The organism is Arthrobacter sp. SPG23, from assembly GCF_000876655.1.
Classification (GTDB): Bacteria; Actinomycetota; Actinomycetes; order Actinomycetales; family Micrococcaceae; genus Arthrobacter.
Map to the genome: position 1 here is coordinate 352,018 of NZ_JYCN01000026.1, position 22,269 is coordinate 374,286.

A 22,269-nucleotide genomic window follows, 5' to 3' on the forward strand; every position below is an offset into this window, starting at 1 on the left:
CGAGAGAGCGTCAGGTGGGGATGATGCGGAACAGGAACTTGGTCCGGACCATCGCCCACAGCAGCGCCACGATCAGGGCGTAGGCCGCAGTGTTCAGCCAGATGTTTCCCTGCTGCAGTGCCGGGATGTTGGCCACCACGGCGATCAGGACCACGTGCATGATGAAGACGTACAGCGTGGCCTGCCCCAGCGGGATCAGCAGCCAGCCCACCGCACGTTCAATCGGCTTCCAGTAGGCGGTGAGGAGCGCGTAGGCCGTCACCAGGAGGGTGAGCACATTCAGGAGCCGCCCCGGTTCCAAGTAGGTCCGCCCGAAGAGCTGGTCGTAGACGGCGCGGTAATTCGCGTCGGAGGTCAGGGCGAGGCGCACGTCGTATTGGTTGGCCAGGTACGGGTTTGCCCAGGACATCAGTGCAAAGGCCACGGTGATAGCCGCACAGACGCCCACCACCCACCGGTGCGCGGACAGCCAGGCCACGACGGTCCGCCGGTAGTAGCCGCCCACCAGGCCCAGCACGAACAGGACCTGCCACACCATCAGCGGGAAGGAATCCTCGAACTGCGACGGCAGGATACGGAACCGGAACACGGTGCCGGCGATGTACAGCGCCGTGGTGGCCACCAGGACCCACAGCACCTTGCCCCGGGCCAGCGCCAGCAGGATCAGCGGGCTGACCAGGAGCATGATCACGTAGAGCCCCATCACGTTGAACTGCCATGGCCCGAACTGCAGGAGCAGCACCGCAGGGATGACGGCCCCGGACACCGGGAACTGCAACAGGCCCTGCATGCCGCTGTAGAGGTCGTAGGTCCTGCCCGCTCCCGACCTGCCGGCGCCGCCGGTGCCCTGGTCCGTGAACGTGGTCAGCACATCCGAGTTGAAGAGCGGAACGAGGCTGAGGAGGAACACGAGGGCAACAACTGCCAGCGCCGTGACGTACAGCTTGCCTGCCCGCCTGCCGGTTTTCTGCGCGACCTCGCCGATGTTGCCTTGGGCCTTGGGTCCGTAGACCATCCCCAGCACCAGCCCGGACAGCAGCACGAACAGCTCGGCGCCGGACACAAAGCCGACGGTTTCCTGGGTGAGCAGCTGGAAGAGGGACGTCATGCCCACGTGGTTCACCACCACGAACAGGATGGCCACCCCGCGCATCAGGTCCACCCGGGAATCGCGCGAGGACTTGTCCGAATACATCCAGCCCTTTGCCGGGCGCAATCGCACCGGCAGGAACCACAGCAGGAGCGCGCCCGCCAGCACCGCCGCCGCCACGATCGCCGCCGGAACACCGGACAGCGTATTGCCGGGCACCCCGCCCAGCCCCTGCACGGTGTCGGTGACCGGCCCGGTGACCAGCGTGGACTCCTTGGCGGCCGCGGCGGCGGCCTCTGCCACGTCCGCGTTCCGGGTGAGGCGCCAGTCAATGATGGTGTTGCCGGCGTCCCCCACTTCTGTCTTCTCGTCCCAGACGATGGCGGCGATCCGCTCCAGCTTGCCCGGGGCGGCCTCCCCCAGGACCTGCCTCCACCAGCCGGGCTTGATGTCGGCTTCCGACGGGCCGCCCGCCGACGGGCTGAAGTAAGCCGCCGTCTGGAGCAGCAGCGGTTTGTCCCGCCTAACTGCGTAGGACTCGTAGAAGTTGGATTCACCGCCGTCGGACTGGCCGGCCTCAACGGAGGCGGCCCCCCGGGCAGTCCCGGTCAGCAGCGAGGCCAGCTCCCCGTCCTTGGGCAGCGTGTTCACGGCGGCTCCCCCGCCGGTGTCGTCGTGCAGTGCCGTCAGGCCTGCCCAGTCAACGGCGTCGTCTCCCGGGTAGTACGGGGCATACGGGGCGTCCGCGCCGTTCCAGGCGCCGTCGGAATTCGTGTCCAGTGCGGCGAAACCGGGGGTGCCGGGCGCCGGGGCATCGCGGTTCCTGGTGAACGGGTAATCCCGTGCCTGGAACGGCTGCCACACCATCACCGCGTTTGATTCCGATGCGAACGCCTGGGCCACGGCCCGGTACGCCGGCACGTAGTCCCCGGGTTGCTGGCCCCAGGGCACCCAGCTTGAGTTCATGTCCGGCGCGAAGCGGATCAGCAGCTTACCGGGGAAGCCCTTCGCGAGTTCCTCGAACTGTCCGGCAAAATCGGCAGCGCCGGCCGCGGTCACCTCCGCGAGCGGGATTGTGGGATTCACGGAGAGCAGCGCGTGGGCCCCGGAGGCGGCGCTCTGGGCCAGGAACTCCCGCAAGTAGCCTTTTTCGCCGTCTTTGAGAGGAAAGGAGACGTCGTGGCCGAGGACAGCCGGAGTGGCCTGCAGCCGCGCGGCGAACCCTGCGGCGTCGTCCTCGCCCCATTCCAGCACGCCGCCCAGGAGCGGCTTTCCGGATGATGCACCGAGGTCCTCACCGCTGTTAAGGTTCGACGCCGGGACGGCGGCCTGCGCTGCCACGCCGGCTGGCGCTGCCACGGCGGCCTGCACGGTTCCGGCCGGCAGGAAGAGCACCAGCGCGAGCAGGAGCACCGCCACCCTCAGGGTGGTTTTATGCGGATTCACGCGGGCCGCCTTTCGGGAAGAGGGCAGAAACAGTTGTTCCGCCGCCCGGTGTTTCGGTGAGGGAGAGTTCTCCGCCGTGCGACTGCACGATCCGCACGCACGTGGCCAGCCCCAGCCCCGACCCGGGGGCGTCACCGGGACGATGCAGCCGCACCAGTGGTTCAAGGACCCGTTCGCGGTCCGCGGCGCCGATGCCCTTGCCGTTGTCCGACACGCGGAGGGTGACGCCGCGCTCGTCGGCCAACGCAGAGACGCTGACCTTGAGGTCCTGGCCGGCGCGGCGGTAGTTGGATGCATTGCCGAGGAGGTTCTGCAGCAGGGTCCGCAGCTGTGCAGGGTCTGCCATCAGTTCCGCGTCCTCGCAGTCCAGTTCGGTGTTGCCGCCGAATCCGTCGCCCAGGTCGCTGACCGCCGCTGCGACCGCGCCTTTCAGGGACACCGGCCGGGGACGCAGCGCGCCGCCCACCCGGGAGTAGCTGAGGACGTCGTCGAGCATGGAGAGCATCCGGCGCCCGCTGCCGCCGATGCGCTGCAGGTAGCCAGCCGCCGGACTGTCCGGACGGATGTCATCGTCGTCCTCGCTCAGCTCTACATAGCCAAGGATCGTGGTGAGCGGGATGCGCAGGTCATGGCTGACCCGTCCGGCGAATTCGGCGAGCTTGCGGTTGCTGCGCCCCAGTTCTTCCAGTGCATGCTGGAGCTGCAGGGTGCGATGCTGCAACTCCAGTACTTCCACCACCTGCGCCGCCAGGACATCCAGCATGGCCGTCTCTTCGGCGGAGAGGGTGGCCGGAGCATCGGAAAAGACGCAGAGGGAGCCCAGCGCGAAGCCGGAGCTGGTCCGCAGCGGCGACGACGCGTAGAACCGGACGCTGGCGATCTCTCCGGTCACAAACGGGTGGTCCGCAAATCTCGGGTCCACGGAAGCGTCAGGCACCACGGTGGTACCGCCCTGCTGGAAGACCTTGGCGCACATCGAGTCCTCCCGTGCGCACAGTCCGGGTTTCAGGCCCGCGGCCGCAAGCTGGACCTGCTGGCCGGGAGTGATGATGTTGACGACGCTGAAGGGGACGCCGCACAGCTTCGCGGCAAGGTCCACCAGGAAGTTCAGGGCACGCGCTGTGCTGGCATCCGGGCTTTCCCCTAGAAGGCCGTATTCCCCCAACACGGAGCGCCGGTCCAGGGCAGCGCTCACAAGGCTGCGCCCATCTGCTTGAGCCACGTGCGTCCCTCCCACATCCAGGACAGCCGGCCAAGCGCCGCAGTCCCCCCAGCAGGAGTCTAGCGGAGCTGATCGCCGCCGGCCGGGGTGGGGTAGTCTCTTGACACCAGCCGCAAATTTCAGGTTGACTATTACGCATGCTGAAATAACAGTTCCATGATGCGGAATGTAGCGAGACGTAGCAGCCATGAATTGGCCTGCGGCATCCACTGCACCGGGGCACTCCCTTTTCCGCATAGCCGACGCCATGGATGCCAGCATTTGCACGAGGGATGAACAAGCATGCAGCTTGCCGTATTCAACGGGGCGGACCGCGCGGAAGTCACCGCGGCACTTCGCCCCTGCATCGACGTCCAGCGCTGGGTGGACCAGATCGCGGATGCACGACCCTTTGCCAGCAGCAAGGCCCTGCTGGACTTCGCCCGCGACGCCGCGGCCCCGTTCACTCCGGACGAGGTGGAGTCTGCCATGGCCCACCATCCGCGGATCGGGGAACGGCCCACGGCTTCCACCACCGAGGCGTCCATGTCCCGCTCGGAACAGGCCGGAGTGGATCCCGCGGACCAGGACATCACCAAGGCACTGGCCGAGGGTAACCGTGCCTACGAGGAAAAGTTCGGCCGGGTCTTCCTGATCCGGGCCGCCGGACGCACTGCGCCGGAAATCCTGGCCGCGCTGCACGAGCGCCTTAACCACACCCGCCAAGAAGAAGACGCCATAGTGGCCCAGCAGTTGCGCGAAATAGCGCTGCTCCGGCTCGAAGGAGTGATCAGCGAATGACCGTTTCACAGGTGACCACCCACATCCTGGACACCGGCGCCGGGCGCCCGGCTGCCGGCGTCGCCGTCGGGCTTTACGCGCGCGACGGCGGCGCCTGGAACCTCGTCGCGTCGGGCACCACCGATGCTGACGGCCGGGCGAAGGACCTCGGCCCGGAGCTTCTCCCCGCCGGGACGTACCGGCTGAACTTCTCCACGGGCGCCTACTACGAGGGCCTGGGCACCGCCACGTTCTTCCCGGAAGTGGACCTGGTGTTCACCGTGTCCGACGCCGGCGAGCACTACCATGTGCCGCTGCTCCTGAGCCCGTTCGCCTACTCGACGTACCGCGGCAGCTAGGCACTGGCGGGGCGGCCAACCCATTCAATCCCGGGCAGTAGGCTAGAAGGCATGGCTTCTGAAGACACCCCCGCCGAGAGGCGCGAAATCACCGTGCGCCGAGCACCCAAATACGTGCCGTTCCTCATACTTGGCGGACTCGTGGGCATCATCGTGGCGGCGGTCATCGCGTTTGCGTTGCCCGGAGACCCGAGCTACGAACCCAGCTCCGTCTTCGGCTTCTTCCTGGTCCTGTTCGGCGCCGGCGGCGTGATTTTGGGCGCCATTGTGGCGCTCCTGCTGGACCGGCTCAGCGTCCGCCGCGCCGAGCACGCCGTCGTCGAGGCCGTCCCGGAAGAGGCCCCGGGCAACGAAACGGACGACGGCGATGCCGGCGGCGCCGCGGCCGGCCGTCAGTCATAAACGGGCGGCCGGAAAAGTCCTACCCCATCACGTGAGATAATCGACCAGTGGCACGCGGCGATGGAAAACTTTCTCATGATCTTCTCCCTGGCGAAAAAGGCCCCCAGGACGCTTGCGGCGTCTTCGGGGTCTGGGCACCAGGTGAAGAAGTAGCAAAACTCACCTATTACGGGCTGTATGCATTGCAGCACCGCGGTCAGGAGTCGGCTGGCATAGCAACCAGCGACGGCAAGCGGATCAACGTCTATAAGGACATGGGGCTCGTATCCCAGGTCTTCGACGAGACCACGCTGAACACCTTGACCGGGCACCTGGCCGTCGGCCACTGCCGCTATTCCACTACCGGCGCCAGCCACTGGGCCAACGCCCAGCCCACGCTTGGCGCCACCGCCACGGGCACCGTGGCCCTCGCCCACAACGGCAACCTCACCAACACCGCCGAGCTCAATGCCATGATCATTGAGCGCAACGGCGGCCAGCTCAGCGGCGAAATGAAGCAGGGCAACACCTCGGACACCGCCCTGGTCACGGCACTGCTCGAGGGCGAAGAGGGCAAGTCCCTCGAACAGACCGCCATCGAGCTGCTGCCCAAGATCAAGGGCGGCTTCTGCTTCGTCTTTATGGACGAGGGCACCCTCTACGCGGCCCGTGACACCTACGGCATCCGCCCGCTGGTCCTCGGCCGGCTGGAGCGCGGCTGGGTGGTGGCCTCCGAGCAGTCGGCCCTGGCCACCGTGGGCGCCAGCTTCATCCGCGAAATCGAACCCGGCGAATTCATCGCCATCGACGAAGAAGGCGTGCGGTCCCAGCGCTTTGCAGAGCCGACGCCGGCGGGCTGCGTTTTCGAGTACGTCTACCTTGCGCGTCCGGACGCCGCCATTGCGGGACGCTCCGTGTACGAGTCCCGCGTGGAGATGGGCCGCCAGCTGGCCCGCGAAAACACCCAGGAAGCGGACATCGTCATCCCGGTTCCCGAGTCCGGAACCCCCGCTGCCGTGGGCTACGCCGAGGAATCCGGCATCCCGTTCGCCCACGGCTTCGTCAAGAACTCCTACGTGGGCCGCACGTTCATCCAGCCCTCGCAGACCCTGCGCCAGCTGGGCATCCGGCTCAAGCTCAACGCCCTCGAGTCCGTGATCCGCGGCAAGCGCGTTGTGGTGGTGGACGACTCGATCGTCCGCGGCAACACCCAGCGCGCCATCGTCCGGATGCTCCGCGAAGCCGGGGCCGCTGCGGTGCACGTGAAGATCTCCTCCCCGCCGGTGCAGTGGCCGTGCTTCTACGGCATCGACTTCGCGTCCCGCGCGGAATTGATCGCCAACGGCGCCACCATTGAGGAAATCTCCCAGGCCATCGGCGCCGATTCGCTGGCGTACATCTCGGAAGACGGCATGATCGGCGCCACCCAGCAGCCGCGCGAACGCCTCTGCACGGCCTGCTTCACCGGCAAGTACCCCATCGAACTTCCGGGTTCGGACAAGCTGGGGAAGAACCTGCTGGAGCGCACGGACCTCGGCGGCCTGCCCGCAGCAGGGTCCGCCGCTTCGGCCGGCCCCGCTGCCGAAGCCTCCGTGGCTGTTGACTCCGCCGAGGACCCGGCCGGGAAGCCCGGCGCCACGGGCTGCGATCCGGGACCGGACGCCGAGTTCGAGAACCTGCTGACCGACGCCGACCGTCTGACCGCTGACAAGAAAGAGTCCGTATGACTTCCGCATCCTCGTCCGCCCGTAACTCACAGAACGCCGCCGGGATCACGTACGCCTCTGCCGGGGTTGACGTCGAAGCGGGAGACCGCGCCGTCGAACTGATGAAGGACGCCGTCAAGGCGACCCACAACTCCTCGGTGATCGGCGGCGTCGGCGGCTTCGCCGGGCTGTACGACGTCTCGAAGCTCCTCACCTTCAAGCGGCCGCTGCTCGCAACCTCCACGGACGGCGTGGGCACCAAGGTGGCCATTGCGCAGGCCATGGACATCCACGACACCATCGGCTTCGACCTGGTGGGCATGGTGGTGGACGACATCGTCGTGGTGGGAGCCGAGCCGCTCTACATGACCGACTACATCGCCTGCGGCAAGGTTGTGCCCGAGCGCATCGCGGACATCGTCCGCGGCATCGCAGCAGCCTGTTCCGTGGCCGGCACCGCCCTGGTGGGCGGCGAAACCGCAGAGCACCCGGGCCTGCTGGGTGAAAACGAGTACGACGTCGCCGGTGCCGCCACCGGTGTTGTCGAGGCCGACGCCCTGCTGGGTCCGGACCGCGTCCGCGCCGGCGACGTCGTGATAGGCATGGCGTCCTCCGGCCTGCACTCCAACGGCTACTCCCTGGTCCGCCGCGTCATCAACCACGCCGGCTGGGCCCTGGACCGTCAGGTCTCCGAACTCGGACGCACGCTGGGCGAGGAACTGCTCGAGCCCACCCGCGTCTACGCCGCCGACTGCCTGGACCTGGCCCGCGCTTTCCCGCTGACGGCAGACGCATCCGTGCACGGCTTCAGCCACGTCACCGGCGGCGGCCTTGCGGCCAACCTGGCCCGCGTCCTCCCGCAGGGCCTCATCGCCACGGTGGACCGCGCCACGTGGGAACTTCCGGCCATCTTCAAGCTGGTATCGGAACTGGGCAACGTCCCGCTGGCCGACCTCGAGCGCACCCTGAACCTCGGCGTGGGCATGGTGGCCATCGTCTCCCCCGAAGCCGCCGACGCCGCAGTGAACCGCCTCAACGACCGCGGCCTGCCGTCCTGGATCATGGGCACCGTCGAGGAGAACTCGGACTCGATCGTGAAGGCCGGCCCGGACTACGTCCAGGGTGCCAAGGGTGTTGACGGCGGCGCAGTCCGCCTGGTGAACGCCTACGCCTAAACTCTCATCGAGTGCTCCGTGGCGGCCCTTTAGAGCGTTGAAAAGGGCCGTTACGGAGCACTCGATCTGTTTAAACCTCCAGCAGGCTGAAGATCCCGCCCTGCGGGTCCCTCAGCGTGGCGACGCTTCCGGCGTCCTCATCACCGCTGCCGTCATCCTCCGGTTCAACGAGCACGACGGCGCCCGCGGCCACTGCTGCGGCCACCGCCTCCGGGATGCTTGAAACACCGAAATAGACCTGCCAGCCGGCCTGCGCCTGATCCTCCGGTTCTTCCCGGTCGCCGGCGTCGTCGTCCTGCGGCAGCGGTGCGATTCCGGCCACCTCCGCGCCGTGCACCATCAGCGTGGTGTACGTTCCGCCGTCGTCCTGCGGGTATTCGGTGACCTCGTGCCCGAACAGCTGCTGGAAGAAGGCGACGGCGGCCTGCGGTTCGGGGGTCAGGAGCTCGGCCCAGGCAAGCGCCCCGGGCTCGTTGTACCTGGCGGTGCCGGTGTGCGTCCCCGGCTGCCACACGCCGGTAGTTCCGCCGCCGGGCGGCGCAACAAACACCATCACGCCGGTATCCGCCACGTCCTCGGGACCGAACTCCAGCGTACCGCCCGCGTGCGGCGTCTCCTCGGCTACGGCTCCGGCATCACCGGCAGCGAAGTAGATGTTCCACTGCGCGGCGGTTCCGGAAGCTTCCTGGAGGGGATTCTGCGGCGCAATGACCGTGATGAGGTCATCCCCTAGGTAAGCCTTCGAATAGCTCCGCCCGTCCGGGGTGGGGAGGTCCTCGTAGCGCCACCCGAACACGTTTGCATAGAACGACTTCGCTGCTTCCACATCCTTGGCCTGGAGGTCCGTCCAACAGATCTCGCCCGCATTGAAAGTGCTGCGCTCGGTCATAAAATTCTTTCCCTTCGACCCGAACAGTGTAGGCACACAGCAGAAAGGCCCGTCAGGGCACACCGGAAGCCGGCGCGCCCTGACGGGCCTGATATCTGGGTTCAGCACCCGGGGTGCTGGAAAAGAAGAGCCGAAGGATCGTACGGATCACTGTGGTGAATAGTACGACGGCGGCAGGCCACTGAGTGCCCTACGGCAGGTCCAGTGGTCGACAACTAACCGATTCGACGGGTGTCAACCTCGTCGTCGTCTTCTTCCAAATCGTCCGCGTACTTATCCACATAAGCCGAATAATCCGGTTCAACCGGCTCACTCGAGAAACGGCTCGGTGCACGACCCTCAGCGCTCTTCAGCTCGCGCTGGAGGGCGGTGTAGTCAGTGTTCGGGGAATAGTACTTAATATCCCGAGCCTGCTTGGTAGCTTTTGCCTTTTGACGGCCGCGCCCCATGGCGTGACCCCCTTTTGTACTCGGACCGGAGGTGGTCACCATTGGCGTTAGTGAGGCCCCGGAATGTTTGGTCAATTTGTCGTACACCTAGATTACATGCTTTCAGCGGTAACTGCGCCCCGGGTCCGGCCTCCGAAGGACGGCAGCCACGTTTGCGCAGGTCCCGGCCTTCTCCGGTCCCTGGTTTTTCTTCGGTAGAGTCGTTTGAGCGACTCCACGCCAGCGGCCGCAGCCACGGGCTCCTGCGGGGAAAAAGGACGCCGGGAAGGGTGAATCTTCACGTGAACGACGAGAACGCAACGGGCACCAGCGCCATGAACCGCACGACATCCGCGGACGGCTCAACGCCGCCGGTGGTTCCGCCTCCGCCTGCCCGGCCCCCCACCAGCAGCCTTCCCATCCAGCCGCCTGCCGCGACACACAAACCCGCCCAGGACGCGGCCGAGCCGAATCAGACCCTGTCCAAGGTTGGTTTCGTGGTGGGCGGACTTGTGGTCCTGGGGCTGCTCATCTGGTGGCTGGCCTCCCTTATTGCGGGCGTCAACGAGCAGGCCGCCAACCAGCCCCCGGCCCCGGTTGCCACGGAGACGTCGCAGTCCCCGCAGCCAACCAGGAGCCAGCTTCCCCAGGACGGCGTGAGCGCCCTGGACTACCAGTTGGGCGACTGCTTCGAGAACTTCGATCCCGAAGCTACGGAATCACGGGTGGTGGCCTGCACCAGCGGCCACTCGGCACAACTTGTTGCCCTGTACCGGTATCCGGAATCGGACTCCTACCCGGGCATCGCAGCACTGCGGCAGAAGGGCCGCGAGATCTGCCAGGACGCCGGCCTCACCGACGCCGTGGCAAACTACGTCCTCATGCAGCGCAACGCCTACCCGAGCGACACCAGCTGGGAGAAGGGCGACCGGCGGGTGGACTGCTACGTCACAGCGGACAAGGGCAACATCATTATGGAATCGCTGATCCCGTAGCCCTTCCGCCGCGTAGCCTTTCCTCCGCCTAGCCCTTCCGCCGTACGGACAGGCCGCTGCCGGCGAGCGCGCCGCCGTCGGGCCCTTCCTGTCCCGCCAGGCTGGCCACGGTGAGTTCGTCGACGTCGGCCGCGGTGTCCACCAGCACGGTGTCACCGTCGGCGATGTCGCCGGCGAGGATGGCCTTGGCCAGCCGGTCGCCGATCTCGCGCTGCACCAGCCGGCGCAGCGGCCGGGCGCCGTAGGCGGGATCGAAGCCCGTCATGGCCAGCCAGGCGCGGGCGCCTTCGGTCACTTCCAGGTCAAGCCGGCGGTCGCGCAGCCTCCTGCCGAGTTCAGCGACCTGGAGTTCCACGATCCGGGCCAGCTCTTCGACGTCCAGGGCATCGAACAGCACCACTTCGTCCAGCCGGTTCAGGAATTCGGGCTTGAACGATGCGTGCACCGTGGCCATGACGGCGCTGCGCTTGGCTTCGGTATCCAGGGTCTGGTCCACCAGGAACTGGCTGCCCAGGTTGGAAGTCAGCACCAGGATCACGTTGCGGAAGTCCACGGTGCGGCCCTGGCCGTCGGTCAGGCGGCCGTCGTCGAGCACCTGCAGCAGGATGTCGAACACCTCGGGGTGGGCTTTCTCCACCTCGTCCAGCAGCACCACGGAGTACGGACGACGGCGGACTGCTTCAGTCAGCTGGCCGCCTTCCTCGTATCCCACGTAGCCCGGAGGCGCACCGACCAAGCGGGCGACGGAGTGCTTCTCGCCGTACTCGGACATGTCGATCCGCACCATGGCGCGCTCGTCGTCGAACAGGAACTCCGCCAGGGCCTTGGCAAGCTCGGTCTTGCCGACGCCGGTGGGTCCCAGGAACAGGAACGAGCCGGTGGGCCGGTGCGGATCGCTGATTCCCGCGCGGGCCCGGCGGACGGCGTCGGACACGGCCGCCACAGCCTTCTTCTGGCCGATCAACCGCTTGCCCAGTTCCTCTTCCATGTGCAGCAGCTTCTGGCTTTCGCCCTGCAGCATGCGCCCGGCCGGGATGCCGGTCCAGGCGGAGATCACCTCGGCGATGTCCCCCGCCGTGACTTCGTCGGCCACCATGAGGGCGGGCTTGTCGGTGGCGGCCGCTTCAGCTTCGGCCGCAGCGTTTAGCTCGCGTTCAAGGGCTGGGATCTCGCCGTACTCAATTCTTGAGGCCGTTTCCCAGTCAAGCTCTCGCTTAGCTTTATCCGCGGCGGAACGCAACTCATCAATCTTGACTTTGAGGTCACCGACGTGGTTCAGGCCGGCCTTCTCAGCTTCCCAGCGGGCGTTGAGTGCCGACAGTGCTTCCTTCTTGTCCGCCATGTCCGCCCGCAGCGCGGCCAGGCGTTCCACGGAAGCGGCGTCCTTCTCGTTGGCGAGGGCCAGCTCTTCCATGGTCAGCCGGTCCACCTGGCGCCGAAGCTGGTCGATCTCCTCCGGCGCGGAATCAATTTCCATGCGCAGCCGGGACGCCGCCTCATCCACAAGGTCGATCGCCTTGTCCGGCAGCTGCCGCCCGGAAATGTAGCGGTTGGAAAGGGTTGCTGCAGCAACGAGGGCGGAGTCGGCGATGGAGACCTTGTGATGGGCTTCGTAGCGTTCCTTCAGCCCGCGGAGGATGCCGATGGTGTCGTCCACGCTGGGCTCGCCCACGAACACCTGCTGGAAGCGTCGTTCCAGGGCGGGATCCTTCTCGATGTTCTCGCGGTATTCGTCCAGCGTGGTGGCGCCGATCAGGCGCAGCTCGCCGCGGGCCAGCATGGGCTTGAGCATGTTGCCGGCGTCCATGGAGCTGTCCCCGGAGGCGCCCGCGCCCACCACGGTGTGGAGCTCGTCGATGAAGGTCACGATCTGCCCCTCGGAGCTCTTGATCTCCTCCAGGACGGCCTTGAGCCGCTCCTCGAACTCGCCGCGGTACTTGGCACCGGCCACCATCGAGGCGAGGTCCAGGGCGATGAGGGTCTTGCCGCGCAGGCTCTCCGGGACGTCATTGGCGACGATCCGCTGGGCAAGGCCTTCGACGACGGCGGTCTTGCCGACGCCGGGCTCGCCGATGATCACCGGGTTGTTCTTGGTGCGGCGGCTCAGCACCTGGATGATGCGGCGGATCTCGGCGTCGCGGCCGATCACCGGGTCCAGCTTGCCGGACCGGGCGATCGCGGTGAGGTCCGTGCCGAACTTTTCCAGCGCCTGGAAGGTGTTCTCGGGGTCGGCATTGGTGACCTTGCGGTCCCCGCGGACACCCGGCAGGGCGGCGAGCAGGGCCTCGTGGGAGGCGCCGGCGTCGCGCATCAGCTTGCCAACGGCGTCACTGCCGGCGGAGAGGCCCAGCAGCAGGTGCTCGGTGGAGACGTAGGTATCCCCCAGCTTGTCCGCCTCGTTCTGGGCATTCTTGATCACCTGCAGGGCAGCGCGGGACAGCTGGGCCTGCTGAACGGACGTACCGGAGGAGGCCGGCAGGGACTTGATGGCGGTGCTCGCCTGGACGCTGACGGCGTCCGGATCGGCGCCGGTGGCGCGGAGGAGCGCGACGGCCACGCCTTCGCGCTGGTCCATCAGCGCCTTGAGCAGATGGGCAGGCTCAACCTGGGGGTTTCCTGCCGTGGAAGCGTTCATGGCTGCTGCCGAAAGAGCCTCCTGGCTCTTGGTGGTGAACTTGGCGTCCAAAGAGAGCTCCTTTCGGGGATAGATCAACTCTTAAAGTTGAGTGTACATGACTCAACTTTGCAGACGGGCCCTACGGTCCATGTTTGCCGACGGCGAAATGGCTGTCTAGGGGCAATCGGCCCCCGTGCGGCGCGCAGCACGGGGGCCGATTCAGGACGCTTGGCGATCAGGACGGGGCGACGCCCGTGATGACTGCGATCCAGCCCAGATGGCGCGAGAGGGCGGCATGGTCGTTGTAGAGGCCGGCGAACCCGGACGGGTTGCCGCCCGGCAGGACGCTCGACGTCGACAGCACGCCGACCAGCTTCCCGGCGACAACGAGGGGCCCCCCGGAGTCCCCTGATAGCGGGTGCCCCGTCCGGGACTGCGTCCTGACCGACAAGCCGCCAACAGCGTCCGAGCCCTGACCCGATACGGTCACACCGGCAGCCTTGATCTGGAAGGACATGGCCCCCGACCCCTCGGCCTGGTCGCCCCAGCCAAACACCCGCCCGGCCGAGCCGCGCGCGGGGAAGTTCCGGGAGAGGCTGGCGTATTGTCCGGCGTGCGGGGCGGAGAGCTTGAGCAGCAGCACGTCGCCCGCCGGCGAGGGATACCGGGCAGCAACTGTCCGCACCGTGCCCCCGACCCCCAGGTAGGGGGTGCCGAGGCGGACGGACTGAAGCCTGGCAGAGTCGCAGTGCCTGGCAGCAATCACCCACTCCGCTGAAATCTGGCTGCCGGCGCAACCAACCCTGGCGCCGGCGGCGTCGTAGGCGATCTGGACGGCGAAAGGGGCGTCAGATATGGCCACAGCCTCGCCGCCGGCAATGTCCGTGGCCGCCGGACCCGGGTCCTGCGGACCGGAAGCCGGAAAAGTGGAGGCCGGCGGACCGGGCACTGGCGAACCGAATGCCGGCGCCGAGGGCAGCCCCAGGAGAAGCGCGACGGCGAAGATCACCCGTGGAGCGCGGCGACCCTGGAACTTCAGGCGACAACGCATTTTCACATGGTAGGACTGCGGCCCGGGAAACGTTAGCCCCGCAGGGGGCATGCAGGAGGGCGGCTCCCCCAAGGAACCGCCCTCCGGCTGGCATGGGACCCGGCGCACAGCATGCGCACGGCCCGACACGCAGGAACTTTCTTGGTGGACCGCCGCCCGCGCGGGGCGGACAGGCGGTCCGGTGAAGACACTACAGAGATTTCACGCACATGTCACGAACATGACAAGATCGGTCATACCGCCATGGGTATTCTGGGAGCCATGGACCAGACTCATGAAGCGGGCAACCCCACCACCCAGCACATCTTCATCGACAAGGAAAGCCCCGCCGTCTGGCGCGCGCTCAACGGACTCGGCCTGAAGGCGAGGGAAGCCGCCGACGAAGCCGGTATCGGCAGGGCGCTGACCGAGCTGCTCAACGTCCGCATCTCGCAGATCAACGGCTGCGCCTACTGCCTGAACATGCACGTTGCGGATGCCCTCAAGAAGGGCGAAACCACCCAGCGCCTCGCCGTGCTCGCCGCCTGGCGGGACACCGCGTTATTCACGGACAAGGAACGGGCGGCGCTGGCCTTGGCCGAGTCCATCACCACCCTTCCTGACGCCCACACGCGTGAACGGGAGGACGCCTACGCGCGGCAGCACCTGAGCGCGGCCGAATACTCGGCGGTGAGCTGGCTGGTGATCACCATGAACGCTTTCAACCGCGTGTCCATCACCAGCCAGCACCCCGTGCGGCGCGACGCCAAGGATGAATCCGGGACGCGTTAGGAAGCCTGTGCCCGCGCGGCTTTCACCAGCTCCGCGCAGCGCTCCCCGATCATCATGGTGGTGATGTTCGGGTTCACCGTGGTCAGCTCCGGCATCACCGAGGCATCCGCAACGCGCAGTCCGGTCACTCCCTTGACCCGCAGTTCAGGATCCAGCGGGGACATCGCATCGTCCGTCGCGCCCATCCTGACGGTTCCCGCCGGGTGGTAGACCGTGTTGTGGGTCTTGCGGATGTAGTCCGTGATTTCCGCATCGCTCTGGATGGCCTCACCGGGATAGAGCTCCTTGCCCGCCCATTCGGCCATGGCCGGCTGGGCCACGATTTCCCGGGCCTTGCGGATGCCGGCAATCATCACGCGCATGTCGTGCGGGTCGGTGAAGTACCGCGGATCCACCTTGGGCTTGTCCCGGTAGTCTCGGCTGCGGAGCCGGACCGTCCCGCGTGACCTGGCGTGCGTGACGTTCGGCGTCAGGCAGAAGCCGTTGTCCGTCGTCGGGAAGCCCTGGCGCAGGGTGTGCATGTCGAAGGGCACTGAACCGTAGTGGAACATCAGGTCCGGCCGGTCCAGGCCTTCTTCGGTGGTGGTGAAGATCCCGATTTCCCACCACTGGGTGGACGTCTCCGGCATGGGCTTCCTGGCTTCCCACTGGATGACGCCTTCGGGGTGGTCCTGCAAGTGTTCGCCCACTCCAGGGGAATCGGAGCGGACCGGGATGCCGAACTCTTCCAGCTGAGCGGCCGGGCCGATCCCGGAAAGCATCAGCAGCTTGGGCGAATCAATGGCGCCGGCGGACAGGATCACCTCGGACCGCGCATTGAGGGTGTGGGTCTTCCCGAAGGAATTGTCCACAACGTCCACGCCGGTGCACCGGTTGTCCGCCGTGAACTTCAGCTCGCGGGCCCGGAGCCCGGTCAGCAGGGTGAAGTTCGGCCGGTCCACCACGGGGTGGATGTAGGACACGGACGACGACGATCGGGTGCCGTCTGCGCGGCGGTTGATCTGGAAGAAGTTGGCGCCGTTGATCACGGTTTCGCCGGAGTTGAAGCGCACGCGGGGAATCCCGGTTTCCTCGCAGGCGTCCAGCAGGGCGCGGCCGCAGGGGTCCTCCGCCGGGACGTTCATCAGGTGGACGGGGCCGCTGTCGCCGTGGTGCGGCGCGTCGGGGCCGGCGTCCTCGTTGGTCTCCAGGTGCTTGTACAGGCGGTAGGCGGTCTTGGCGTTCCAGCCGGTGGCGCCGAACTTCTGCTCCCACTCGTCGATGTCCTCGCGTGGCGCCCAGAAGGCGATGCACGAGTTGTGGCTGGAGCAGCCGCCCATCACCTTGGCGCGGGCGTGGCGCATGAAGGAGTTGCCGTTTTCCTGCTCCTCGACGGGGTAGTCCCAGTCGTAGCCGGATTCCAGCAGTTCCATCCACCGGTCCAGCTGCAGGATGGCATCCACGCCGCGGTCGTCCGGTCCCGCCTCCACGAGGGCCACTTCCACCGAAGGGTCCTCGCTCAACCGGGAGGCCACGGCAGCACCCGCGGACCCGCCGCCGATGACGATGTAGTCGAAATCAGTCTTGCCCAGTGCTGTCATGCGCTCAGTTCCCTTCTGAGGTGCGGTCCGCGAACCAGCCCGTCACCTGCGGATCGATGTTGTGATAGACGTGCTTGGCTTCCTGGTATTCGGCCAGGCCAGTGGGGCCCAGTTCGCGTCCGACGCCGGACTGGCCGAAGCCGCCCCACTCCGCCTGCGGCAGGTAGGGGTGGAAATCGTTGATCCAGATGGTGCCGTGGCGCAGCTTGCGGGCCACCCGCTGGCTCTTGCCGGCATCCTGGGACCAGACGGCGCCGGCCAGGCCGTAGTGGGTGTCATTGCCCAGCCGTACGGCTTCTTCTTCGGTGCTGAAGGTTTCCACGGTGACCACCGGACCGAAGGCTTCGTCCTTGAGCACGGACATGCCGCTGGTGACCTGGTCCAGGACGGTGGGCAGGTAGTAGTAGCCCTTCTTGAGCTCGCCGTCGCCCCACTTTCCGCCGCAGCGCAGGCGTGCGCCCTCGGCGATGCCCTTGTCCACGTAGGCGGTCACCTTGTCGCGGTGGGCCGCGGAGATCAGCGGTCCCGTCTCGGCGTCGGGATCGAAGGGGCCGCCCAGGCGGATCTGCTCCGCACGGCGGACCAGCTCGTCCACGAACCGTCCGGCAATGGATTCCTCGATGATGAGGCGCGAGCCTGCGGAGCAGACCTGGCCGGAGTGCACGAAGGCGGCGTTGAGGGCGTTGTCCAGGGCGGCGTCGAAGTCGGCGTCAGCGAAGATGATGTTGGGGTTCTTGCCGCCCAGCTCCAGCGCCACCTTCTTGACTGTGGCGGCCGCCGAAGCGGCGATGGTCTTGCCGGTTTCCAGTCCGCCGGTGAAGGAGACCAGGTCAACGTCCGGGTTGCCGGAGAGCACGGAACCCACGGTCTTGCCGTCGCCCAGGACGAGGTTGGCGACGCCGGCGGGCAGTCCCAGCTCTTCCAGGACCTGCATCATCAGGATGGCGGTGTGGGGCGTCAGTTCGCTGGGCTTGAGCACGAAGCTGCAGCCTGCCGCGAGCGCCGGGGCGATCTTCCAGGCGGCCTGCAGCAGCGGGTAGTTCCAGGGGGCGATCAGCGCGCAGACGCCCACGGGCTCGTATTCGATCCGGCTGACCACGGTGCTGCTGCCCGCATCCACCAGCCGTCCGGAGTCCTGGCCGGCGATCTTGCCGAAGTACTCGAAGCAGTTGGCGATGTCGTCCATGTCGATTTCGCTCTCCACCAGGCGCTTGCCGGTGTCCAGCGTTTCGGCGCGGGCGAACTCGTCCTTGCGCTCCCGAAGCCTTGCGGCGACGCGCAGCAGGAAGGACCCGCGTTCCAGGGGCGGAACGCCGGCCCATTCGCCGCCGTCGAACGCCGCCCGCGCTGCTGCCACGGCGCGGACCGCGTCATAGGCATTGGCCTCGGACACGACGCCGGCCAGCTCGCCGTCGGCCGGGCAACGGATCTCCCGGGTGCCGCCGTCGGACGCTGCACTCCAGGTGCCGCCGATGAATAGCGTTGCGGTGGTCATTTCGCTGCCTCCTGCGTTTCGAAGTCTGATTCCCAATTGTCTTTGGCCACCTGGTCCTCGACCAGGACGGTGTTGCCCGGCGCTGCACGGTTCAGGTGCAGGAATTCCAGGTGCTGTTCGTAGTGGTCCAAGACATCCGTGATGACCTGTTCCTTGGTGTACCCCATGAGGTCGTAACCGTGGCTGCCCTCCAGGGAAAACACTTCCATCCGGTAGTAGTGGTCGTCCGGGTCGGCCCGCCTGGTGGCGTAGGACGGCGTCTCGTACTGCACCGGGTAGATCTGGTACTTGAAGGGCCGCTCCTCCCCCATGGCAAGCTGCAGGTCCACGCTGTCGATCCCGCAGGACTCCACGGTGGACACCGAAAGCACGGTCTCGGCCCCCTGGGCCTTCAGTTCCTCGCTGACCTCCCGCAGCGCCGGCACGGCAACGGCTTCGACGAACCGCGTGGTCTGCCGGCGGCCGGGATAGCTCATGGCCCGCGTGAGGCGCTGGCGCCAGCTGCGGCCGCCGCGCGGATCGCCCGCACGGCCGGTGATGATGCCCGGCAGGCTGGCGCGGTAGCTGTCGTTGAGCGAGTTTTCCACCCGCAGCGCCTTGTACAGCCCCAGCATGATGAACACCAGGAGCAGGGACAACGGCAGGCCCATCACAATCGTGGCATTCTGCAGGGTGGCCACCCCGCCCACCATCAGCATGGCGAGGGTCAGCAGGCCGGTGGCAACCGCCCAGAACACGCGCATCCATTCGGGACCGTCGGCGTCGGCGTCCTTCAGGTGGGAGGTGAAGTTGGCCATCACCAGTGCCCCCGAATCCGCGGAGGTCACGTAGAACAGCAGCCCTGTGAAGGTGGCGACGGCGGCCGTCACCGGTACGCCGGGGTACTCGGCGAGCAGGCTGTAGAAGCCGCGTTCGGGGTAGCTCATGGCGGCCTCGCCAAAAGCGGCGTTGCCGTTCATGATCAGGTCGATGCTGGAGTTCCCGAACACGGAGATCCACAGCAGGATGAAGAGGAACGGCACGGTCATGGTGCCGAGCACGAACTGGCGGATGGTCCGGCCGCGGGAGATGCGCGCCAGGAACAGGCCCACGAACGGCGCCCAGGCGATCCACCAGGCCCAGAAGAACAGGGTCCAGGCATTCAGCCAGTCGGTGGGCCGGTCGTAGGCGAAGGTGTCCAGGGTCATGGCCGGGAAGCGGCTCATGACGTCGCCGACGTTCTGCACAATGCCGTCCAGCAGGAAGCTGGTCTTGCCGGTCACCAGCACGAACAGCATCAGGGCCACGGCCAAGATCACGTTGAGTTCGGACAGACGCCGGATGCCCTTCTCGACGCCGGACACCACCGAGACGGTGGCCATCACCACGGACAGCGCGATCAGGCCGATCTGCACGGCGAGGTTCTCCGGGATGCCGAACATGAAGTTCAGGCCGTAGTTGAGCTGGACCACGCCAATGCCCAGCGAGGTGGCGATGCCGAAGATGGTGCCGAGCAGGGCGGCGATGTCCACGGCATGCCCCAGCGGGCCCTCGATCTTCTTGCCGAAGATCGGGTAGAGCGCAGAGCGGATGCTCAGCGGCAGGTTGTGGCGGTAGGCGAAGTAGCCCAGGGCCAGCCCCATCAGCGCGTAGAGGGCCCAGCCGGTGAGGCCGTAGTGGAACAGGGTCCAGACCAGCGCCTGCCGCGCGGCCTCCGCGGTGCCGCCTTCGCCCTGCGGCGGGGCAAGGTACTGGCTGACCGGTTCGGACACGGAGAAGAACATCAGGTCGATGCCGATGCCGGCGGCGAACAGCATGGCAGCCCAGGTGAACATGCCGAACTGGGGCTTGGAATGGTCCGGGCCCAGCTTGGTCTTGCCCACCCGCGATAGCGCGGCCACAAGGACGAACACCACCACGGCTGTGACGATCAGGAAGTAGTACCAGCCCATGTTGGTGGACACCCAGCCCACCATGGAACCGATGACGGCCTCGGCGTTGTCCTTGGCGAGGATGGACCAGAGTGCGATTCCCACCACGCCCGTCGCCGAGCCGAAAAAGACGGTTTTGTTGACCCGCGTGGTGCGTTCCGGTGCGGCGTCCGGCGCCGGGGATGCGCCTGGTGGTGAGCCGGTGCCCGCGGCGGGCGATGCGACTGCTGCCCCGGCTGCGTCCGGGCGCGCTGTGGAGTTGTGGCTCATTGGTCCCATTTCAGTTTTTGAGGCTGCGGTCCAGACGCCGGGTCTCCCGGCCGCGCTGTTGCGCGCGGAAGCGGGAGCCAGGCGTCGTGTTGAGTCTGGCTTGGCTTTCGACGCTACCAACGCGGTCCGGCGCACCCCCAAGTTTTATGAGACTACTCACGCGTTTGGTGCCGTTTGCGGCGCTTTGTGGGAGTTTGCTAGGCAGGGTAAACGGCCACCGCGGCCGCCTTGATCACGAAGTAGACAGTCATTCCCGGCGCCAGTCCCAGATCCGCGGAGGCGGCGGGAGTGATATCGGCGGACATCCCGCCGGCCCGGACCCTGATCTGGTCTCCATGCTGCTCCAGGTCCGTGACGGTGACGGCGAACGAGTTCCGCGGACTGCCGTGCGCGTCCGTCAGGAACACGGAAACGGCCGACGGCGGGAAGGCTGCTACGCCGGGCTGCCCGGCCGTGCCGGCGGGCCCGGTACCGTCCGGGAGGGCTTGCTCGTCCTGGTGCCCGGCCACCTCGCTGCCCTCTGCAGTCCGGATCCCGGTGGCGGTGAGGATTCCGGAAATGAGGTTGAGCCCGGCCAGCCCGGCAGCGAACCGGCTCCGGGGCCGCTGCAGCACCTGCCGGGTGGGCCCTTCCTCGGCGATCCTGCCCTCCTCGAGGACGATCACCCGGTCGGCCAGCATCAGGGCGTCCAGGACGTCGTGGGTGATGATGATGGCGCGGCGCCCGGCCAGGACCTTCTTCAGGAGCCTGCGGAGCAGCGGTGCGGCGTGGATGTCCAGGGCTGCCATGGGCTCGTCCAGCAGCAGCATTTCGGGGTTGGCAGCGAGCGCCCGTGCGACGGCCACGCGCTGGGCCTGGCCGCCCGAGAGTTCCGCAGGGCGCCGGGCTTCGAGGTCCGCTGCATCCACCGCGGCCAGCCACGTCCGGGCCGACTCGCGGGCCGCCTTCCTTGCCGTCCCGGTGCTGCGGGGCCCGAAGGCCACGTTTTCCAGGGCGCTGAGGTGCGGGAACAGCAGGGGTTCCTGCGCGAGCAGGGCTGTGCCGCGGCGGTGCGGGGCAGTCCACGTGGTGGCGCCGCCGTCGAGGTCGAACAGCACTTTTCCGTCGATTTCGGCCCGGCCGGTATCCGGCCGCAGCAGCCCGGCGATCACGTTGAGGAGGGTCGATTTCCCGGCCCCGTTGGGGCCGAGCACCGCAACGGTTTCTCCGGGCGCGAGGTTCAGGCCGACGTCGAACCCGCGGGCACCCACGGTTGCCTGCATGTGGAAGGTCACCGGGCCACCTCGTTCCAGCCGCCGTCCGCGCTGCCCGTCCGGGCACTGCGCTGGCCGGGGTGCGTCGGGCGCCGGTACGTGAGTCCCACCACCGTCACCGCCACGGCCACTAGAACAAGTGAAAGCGCGACGGCGGCATCGGCGTCCGTTTCCCGCTGCAGGTAGATTTCCAGCGGCAGCGTCCGGGTCACCCCCTGCAGGCTCCCCGCGAAGGTGAGGGTCGCACCGAATTCGCCCAGGCTCCTAGCGAAGGAGAGTACGGCACCGGAGGCCAGGCCGGGCAGCACCAGCGGCACGGTGACACGCCGCAGCACCGTGGTGGGCCGGGCACCGAGGGTGGCCGCCACGGCCTCGTAGCGTCCGCCGGCTGTGCGCAGCGCGCCTTCCAGGCTCACCACCAGGAACGGCAGTGCCACGAAGGTCTGCGCGAGCACCACCGCCGTCGTCGAAAACGCAATCTGGAGGCCTGCAGCCTCCAGGCTGCGGCCCAGCAGGCCCTGGCGGCCGAAGGTGTACAGGAGGGCGATGCCGCCCACCACCGGCGGCAGCACCAGCGGCAGCAGCACGAAAGCGCGGAGCAGACGCTGGCCACGGAAGTTCGAGCGGGCCAGCACCAGGGCCAGGGGCACGCCGAAGACGATGCACAAGGCGGTGCTTGCGGCCGAGGTCCGCAGGCTGAGCCCCAGGGCCGTCAGGGAGGATTCGGACGTAACCAGCGGGATGAACTGCGGCCAGTTGACCCTCGCCGCCATCGCGGCCAGCGGCAGCAGGACGAACAGTCCACCGGCAGCGGCGATCGCGTAAATCCAGCGCGGGATGCCGTGGTACCCGCCCACGTTGGCCTGGTCCAT

18 protein-coding genes are annotated in these 22,269 nt (G+C 67.3%); 7 read left to right on the top strand and 11 right to left on the bottom strand.

Going from position 1 to position 22,269, the window contains the following annotated elements; translation table 11 throughout:
- Positions 1-10: 10 nt before the first annotated feature.
- Entirely contained in the window at positions 11-2,536 is a 2,526-nt protein-coding gene (opgC, locus tag TV39_RS18815; RefSeq protein ID WP_326942853.1) for an OpgC domain-containing protein, read from the bottom strand.
- Positions 2,523-3,758 carry a GAF domain-containing sensor histidine kinase gene (locus TV39_RS18820; RefSeq protein WP_043484546.1) on the bottom strand — a complete coding sequence of 412 codons (1,236 nt, stop codon included), beginning with the start codon at positions 3,756-3,758 and terminating at the stop codon, positions 2,523-2,525. The genes opgC and TV39_RS18820 overlap by 14 nt, the downstream gene beginning before the upstream one ends.
- Positions 3,759-4,040: 282 nt before the next feature.
- Here TV39_RS18820 and uraD point away from each other — a divergent pair, with 282 nt between their 5' ends.
- Genes uraD through purM form a run of 5 tightly spaced genes read left to right on the top strand, consistent with a single transcriptional unit; the run spans position 4,041 to position 8,138 of the window.
- Positions 4,041-4,538, top strand: coding sequence for a 2-oxo-4-hydroxy-4-carboxy-5-ureidoimidazoline decarboxylase (gene uraD, locus TV39_RS18825; protein WP_043484549.1), 498 nt, complete (start codon positions 4,041-4,043; stop codon positions 4,536-4,538).
- Positions 4,535-4,876, top strand: coding sequence for a hydroxyisourate hydrolase (gene uraH, locus TV39_RS18830; RefSeq protein ID WP_043484552.1), 342 nt, complete (start codon positions 4,535-4,537; stop codon positions 4,874-4,876). Before uraD ends, uraH begins: the two co-directional genes overlap by 4 nt.
- A gap of 51 nt (positions 4,877-4,927) precedes the next feature.
- Positions 4,928-5,278 carry a hypothetical protein gene (locus TV39_RS18835; RefSeq protein WP_043484555.1) on the top strand — a complete coding sequence of 117 codons (351 nt, stop codon included), beginning with the start codon at positions 4,928-4,930 and terminating at the stop codon, positions 5,276-5,278.
- A gap of 47 nt (positions 5,279-5,325) precedes the next feature.
- Positions 5,326-6,984: an amidophosphoribosyltransferase gene (purF, locus tag TV39_RS18840; RefSeq protein WP_043484558.1), complete on the top strand. Its 1,659-nt coding sequence runs from the start codon at positions 5,326-5,328 to the stop codon at positions 6,982-6,984.
- Complete coding sequence (gene purM, locus TV39_RS18845) at positions 6,981-8,138, top strand: phosphoribosylformylglycinamidine cyclo-ligase (RefSeq protein WP_043484560.1); 1,158 nt, start codon at positions 6,981-6,983, stop codon at positions 8,136-8,138. The genes purF and purM overlap by 4 nt, the downstream gene beginning before the upstream one ends.
- 70 nt (positions 8,139-8,208) lie before the next feature.
- On the opposite strand, the gene TV39_RS18850 is transcribed toward purM, so the two are convergent.
- Positions 8,209-9,027, bottom strand: a complete 819-nt coding sequence (locus tag TV39_RS18850) for a VOC family protein (protein ID WP_043484562.1) — start codon at positions 9,025-9,027, stop codon at positions 8,209-8,211.
- A gap of 215 nt (positions 9,028-9,242) precedes the next feature.
- On the bottom strand, positions 9,243-9,476 hold the full coding sequence (locus TV39_RS18855) for a DUF3073 domain-containing protein (RefSeq protein ID WP_043484564.1): 234 nt from the start codon (positions 9,474-9,476) through the stop codon (positions 9,243-9,245).
- 269 nt (positions 9,477-9,745) lie between these two features.
- Here TV39_RS18855 and TV39_RS18860 point away from each other — a divergent pair, with 269 nt between their 5' ends.
- Positions 9,746-10,450 (top strand): septum formation family protein, encoded by a 705-nt coding sequence (locus TV39_RS18860; RefSeq protein WP_144406470.1) that lies wholly within the window; start codon positions 9,746-9,748, stop codon positions 10,448-10,450.
- 28 nt (positions 10,451-10,478) lie between these two features.
- Here TV39_RS18860 and clpB read toward each other — a convergent pair whose 3' ends face one another.
- Entirely contained in the window at positions 10,479-13,136 is a 2,658-nt protein-coding gene (gene clpB, locus TV39_RS18865) for an ATP-dependent chaperone ClpB (RefSeq protein WP_043484566.1), read from the bottom strand.
- Positions 13,137-13,302: 166 nt separating this feature from the next.
- Entirely contained in the window at positions 13,303-14,118 is an 816-nt protein-coding gene (locus tag TV39_RS18870) for a S1 family peptidase (RefSeq protein ID WP_235347447.1), read from the bottom strand.
- 261 nt (positions 14,119-14,379) lie between these two features.
- Between TV39_RS18870 and TV39_RS18875 the strand changes: the two genes are divergently transcribed.
- Complete coding sequence (locus TV39_RS18875) at positions 14,380-14,889, top strand: carboxymuconolactone decarboxylase family protein (protein WP_043484796.1); 510 nt, start codon at positions 14,380-14,382, stop codon at positions 14,887-14,889.
- Here the strand turns inward: TV39_RS18875 and TV39_RS18880 are convergent.
- The 5 genes from TV39_RS18880 to TV39_RS18900 all read right to left on the bottom strand — a co-directional run bounded on the left by TV39_RS18880 (position 14,886) and on the right by TV39_RS18900 (position 22,269).
- On the bottom strand, positions 14,886-16,469 hold the full coding sequence (locus tag TV39_RS18880) for a GMC family oxidoreductase (protein ID WP_043484569.1): 1,584 nt from the start codon (positions 16,467-16,469) through the stop codon (positions 14,886-14,888). The two genes, TV39_RS18875 and TV39_RS18880, sit on opposite strands and share 4 nt — an antisense overlap.
- 4 nt (positions 16,470-16,473) lie before the next feature.
- Positions 16,474-17,964 carry an aldehyde dehydrogenase family protein gene (locus TV39_RS18885; protein WP_043484572.1) on the bottom strand — a complete coding sequence of 497 codons (1,491 nt, stop codon included), beginning with the start codon at positions 17,962-17,964 and terminating at the stop codon, positions 16,474-16,476.
- Positions 17,961-20,144 (bottom strand): choline BCCT transporter BetT, encoded by a 2,184-nt coding sequence (gene betT, locus TV39_RS18890; RefSeq protein ID WP_043484574.1) that lies wholly within the window; start codon positions 20,142-20,144, stop codon positions 17,961-17,963. The genes TV39_RS18885 and betT overlap by 4 nt, the downstream gene beginning before the upstream one ends.
- Before the next feature lie 197 nt (positions 20,145-20,341).
- Positions 20,342-21,418, bottom strand: coding sequence for a sulfate/molybdate ABC transporter ATP-binding protein (locus TV39_RS18895; RefSeq protein ID WP_043484577.1), 1,077 nt, complete (start codon positions 21,416-21,418; stop codon positions 20,342-20,344).
- Positions 21,415-22,269: an ABC transporter permease gene (locus TV39_RS18900; RefSeq protein WP_043484580.1), complete on the bottom strand. Its 855-nt coding sequence runs from the start codon at positions 22,267-22,269 to the stop codon at positions 21,415-21,417. The genes TV39_RS18895 and TV39_RS18900 overlap by 4 nt, the downstream gene beginning before the upstream one ends.

Excerpts from the sequence above, each read along its gene's own strand:
- betT (WP_043484574.1), bottom strand. The coding sequence starts at position 20,144 with ATGAGCCACAACTCCACAGCGCGCCCGGACGCAGCCGGGGCAGCAGTC.
- TV39_RS18880 (WP_043484569.1), bottom strand. The coding sequence starts at position 16,469 with ATGACAGCACTGGGCAAGACTGATTTCGACTACATCGTCATCGGCGGC.
- TV39_RS18850 (WP_043484562.1), bottom strand. The coding sequence starts at position 9,027 with ATGACCGAGCGCAGCACTTTCAATGCGGGCGAGATCTGTTGGACGGAC.
- TV39_RS18855 (WP_043484564.1), bottom strand. The coding sequence starts at position 9,476 with ATGGGGCGCGGCCGTCAAAAGGCAAAAGCTACCAAGCAGGCTCGGGAT.
- TV39_RS18835 (WP_043484555.1), top strand. The coding sequence starts at position 4,928 with ATGGCTTCTGAAGACACCCCCGCCGAGAGGCGCGAAATCACCGTGCGC.
- TV39_RS18885 (WP_043484572.1), bottom strand. The coding sequence starts at position 17,964 with ATGACCACCGCAACGCTATTCATCGGCGGCACCTGGAGTGCAGCGTCC.
- TV39_RS18870 (WP_235347447.1), bottom strand. The coding sequence starts at position 14,118 with ATGCGTTGTCGCCTGAAGTTCCAGGGTCGCCGCGCTCCACGGGTGATC.
- uraD (WP_043484549.1), top strand. The coding sequence starts at position 4,041 with ATGCAGCTTGCCGTATTCAACGGGGCGGACCGCGCGGAAGTCACCGCG.
- purM (WP_043484560.1), top strand. The coding sequence starts at position 6,981 with ATGACTTCCGCATCCTCGTCCGCCCGTAACTCACAGAACGCCGCCGGG.
- uraH (WP_043484552.1), top strand. The coding sequence starts at position 4,535 with ATGACCGTTTCACAGGTGACCACCCACATCCTGGACACCGGCGCCGGG.
- TV39_RS18900 (WP_043484580.1), bottom strand. The coding sequence starts at position 22,269 with ATGGACCAGGCCAACGTGGGCGGGTACCACGGCATCCCGCGCTGGATT.
- TV39_RS18875 (WP_043484796.1), top strand. The coding sequence starts at position 14,380 with ATGGACCAGACTCATGAAGCGGGCAACCCCACCACCCAGCACATCTTC.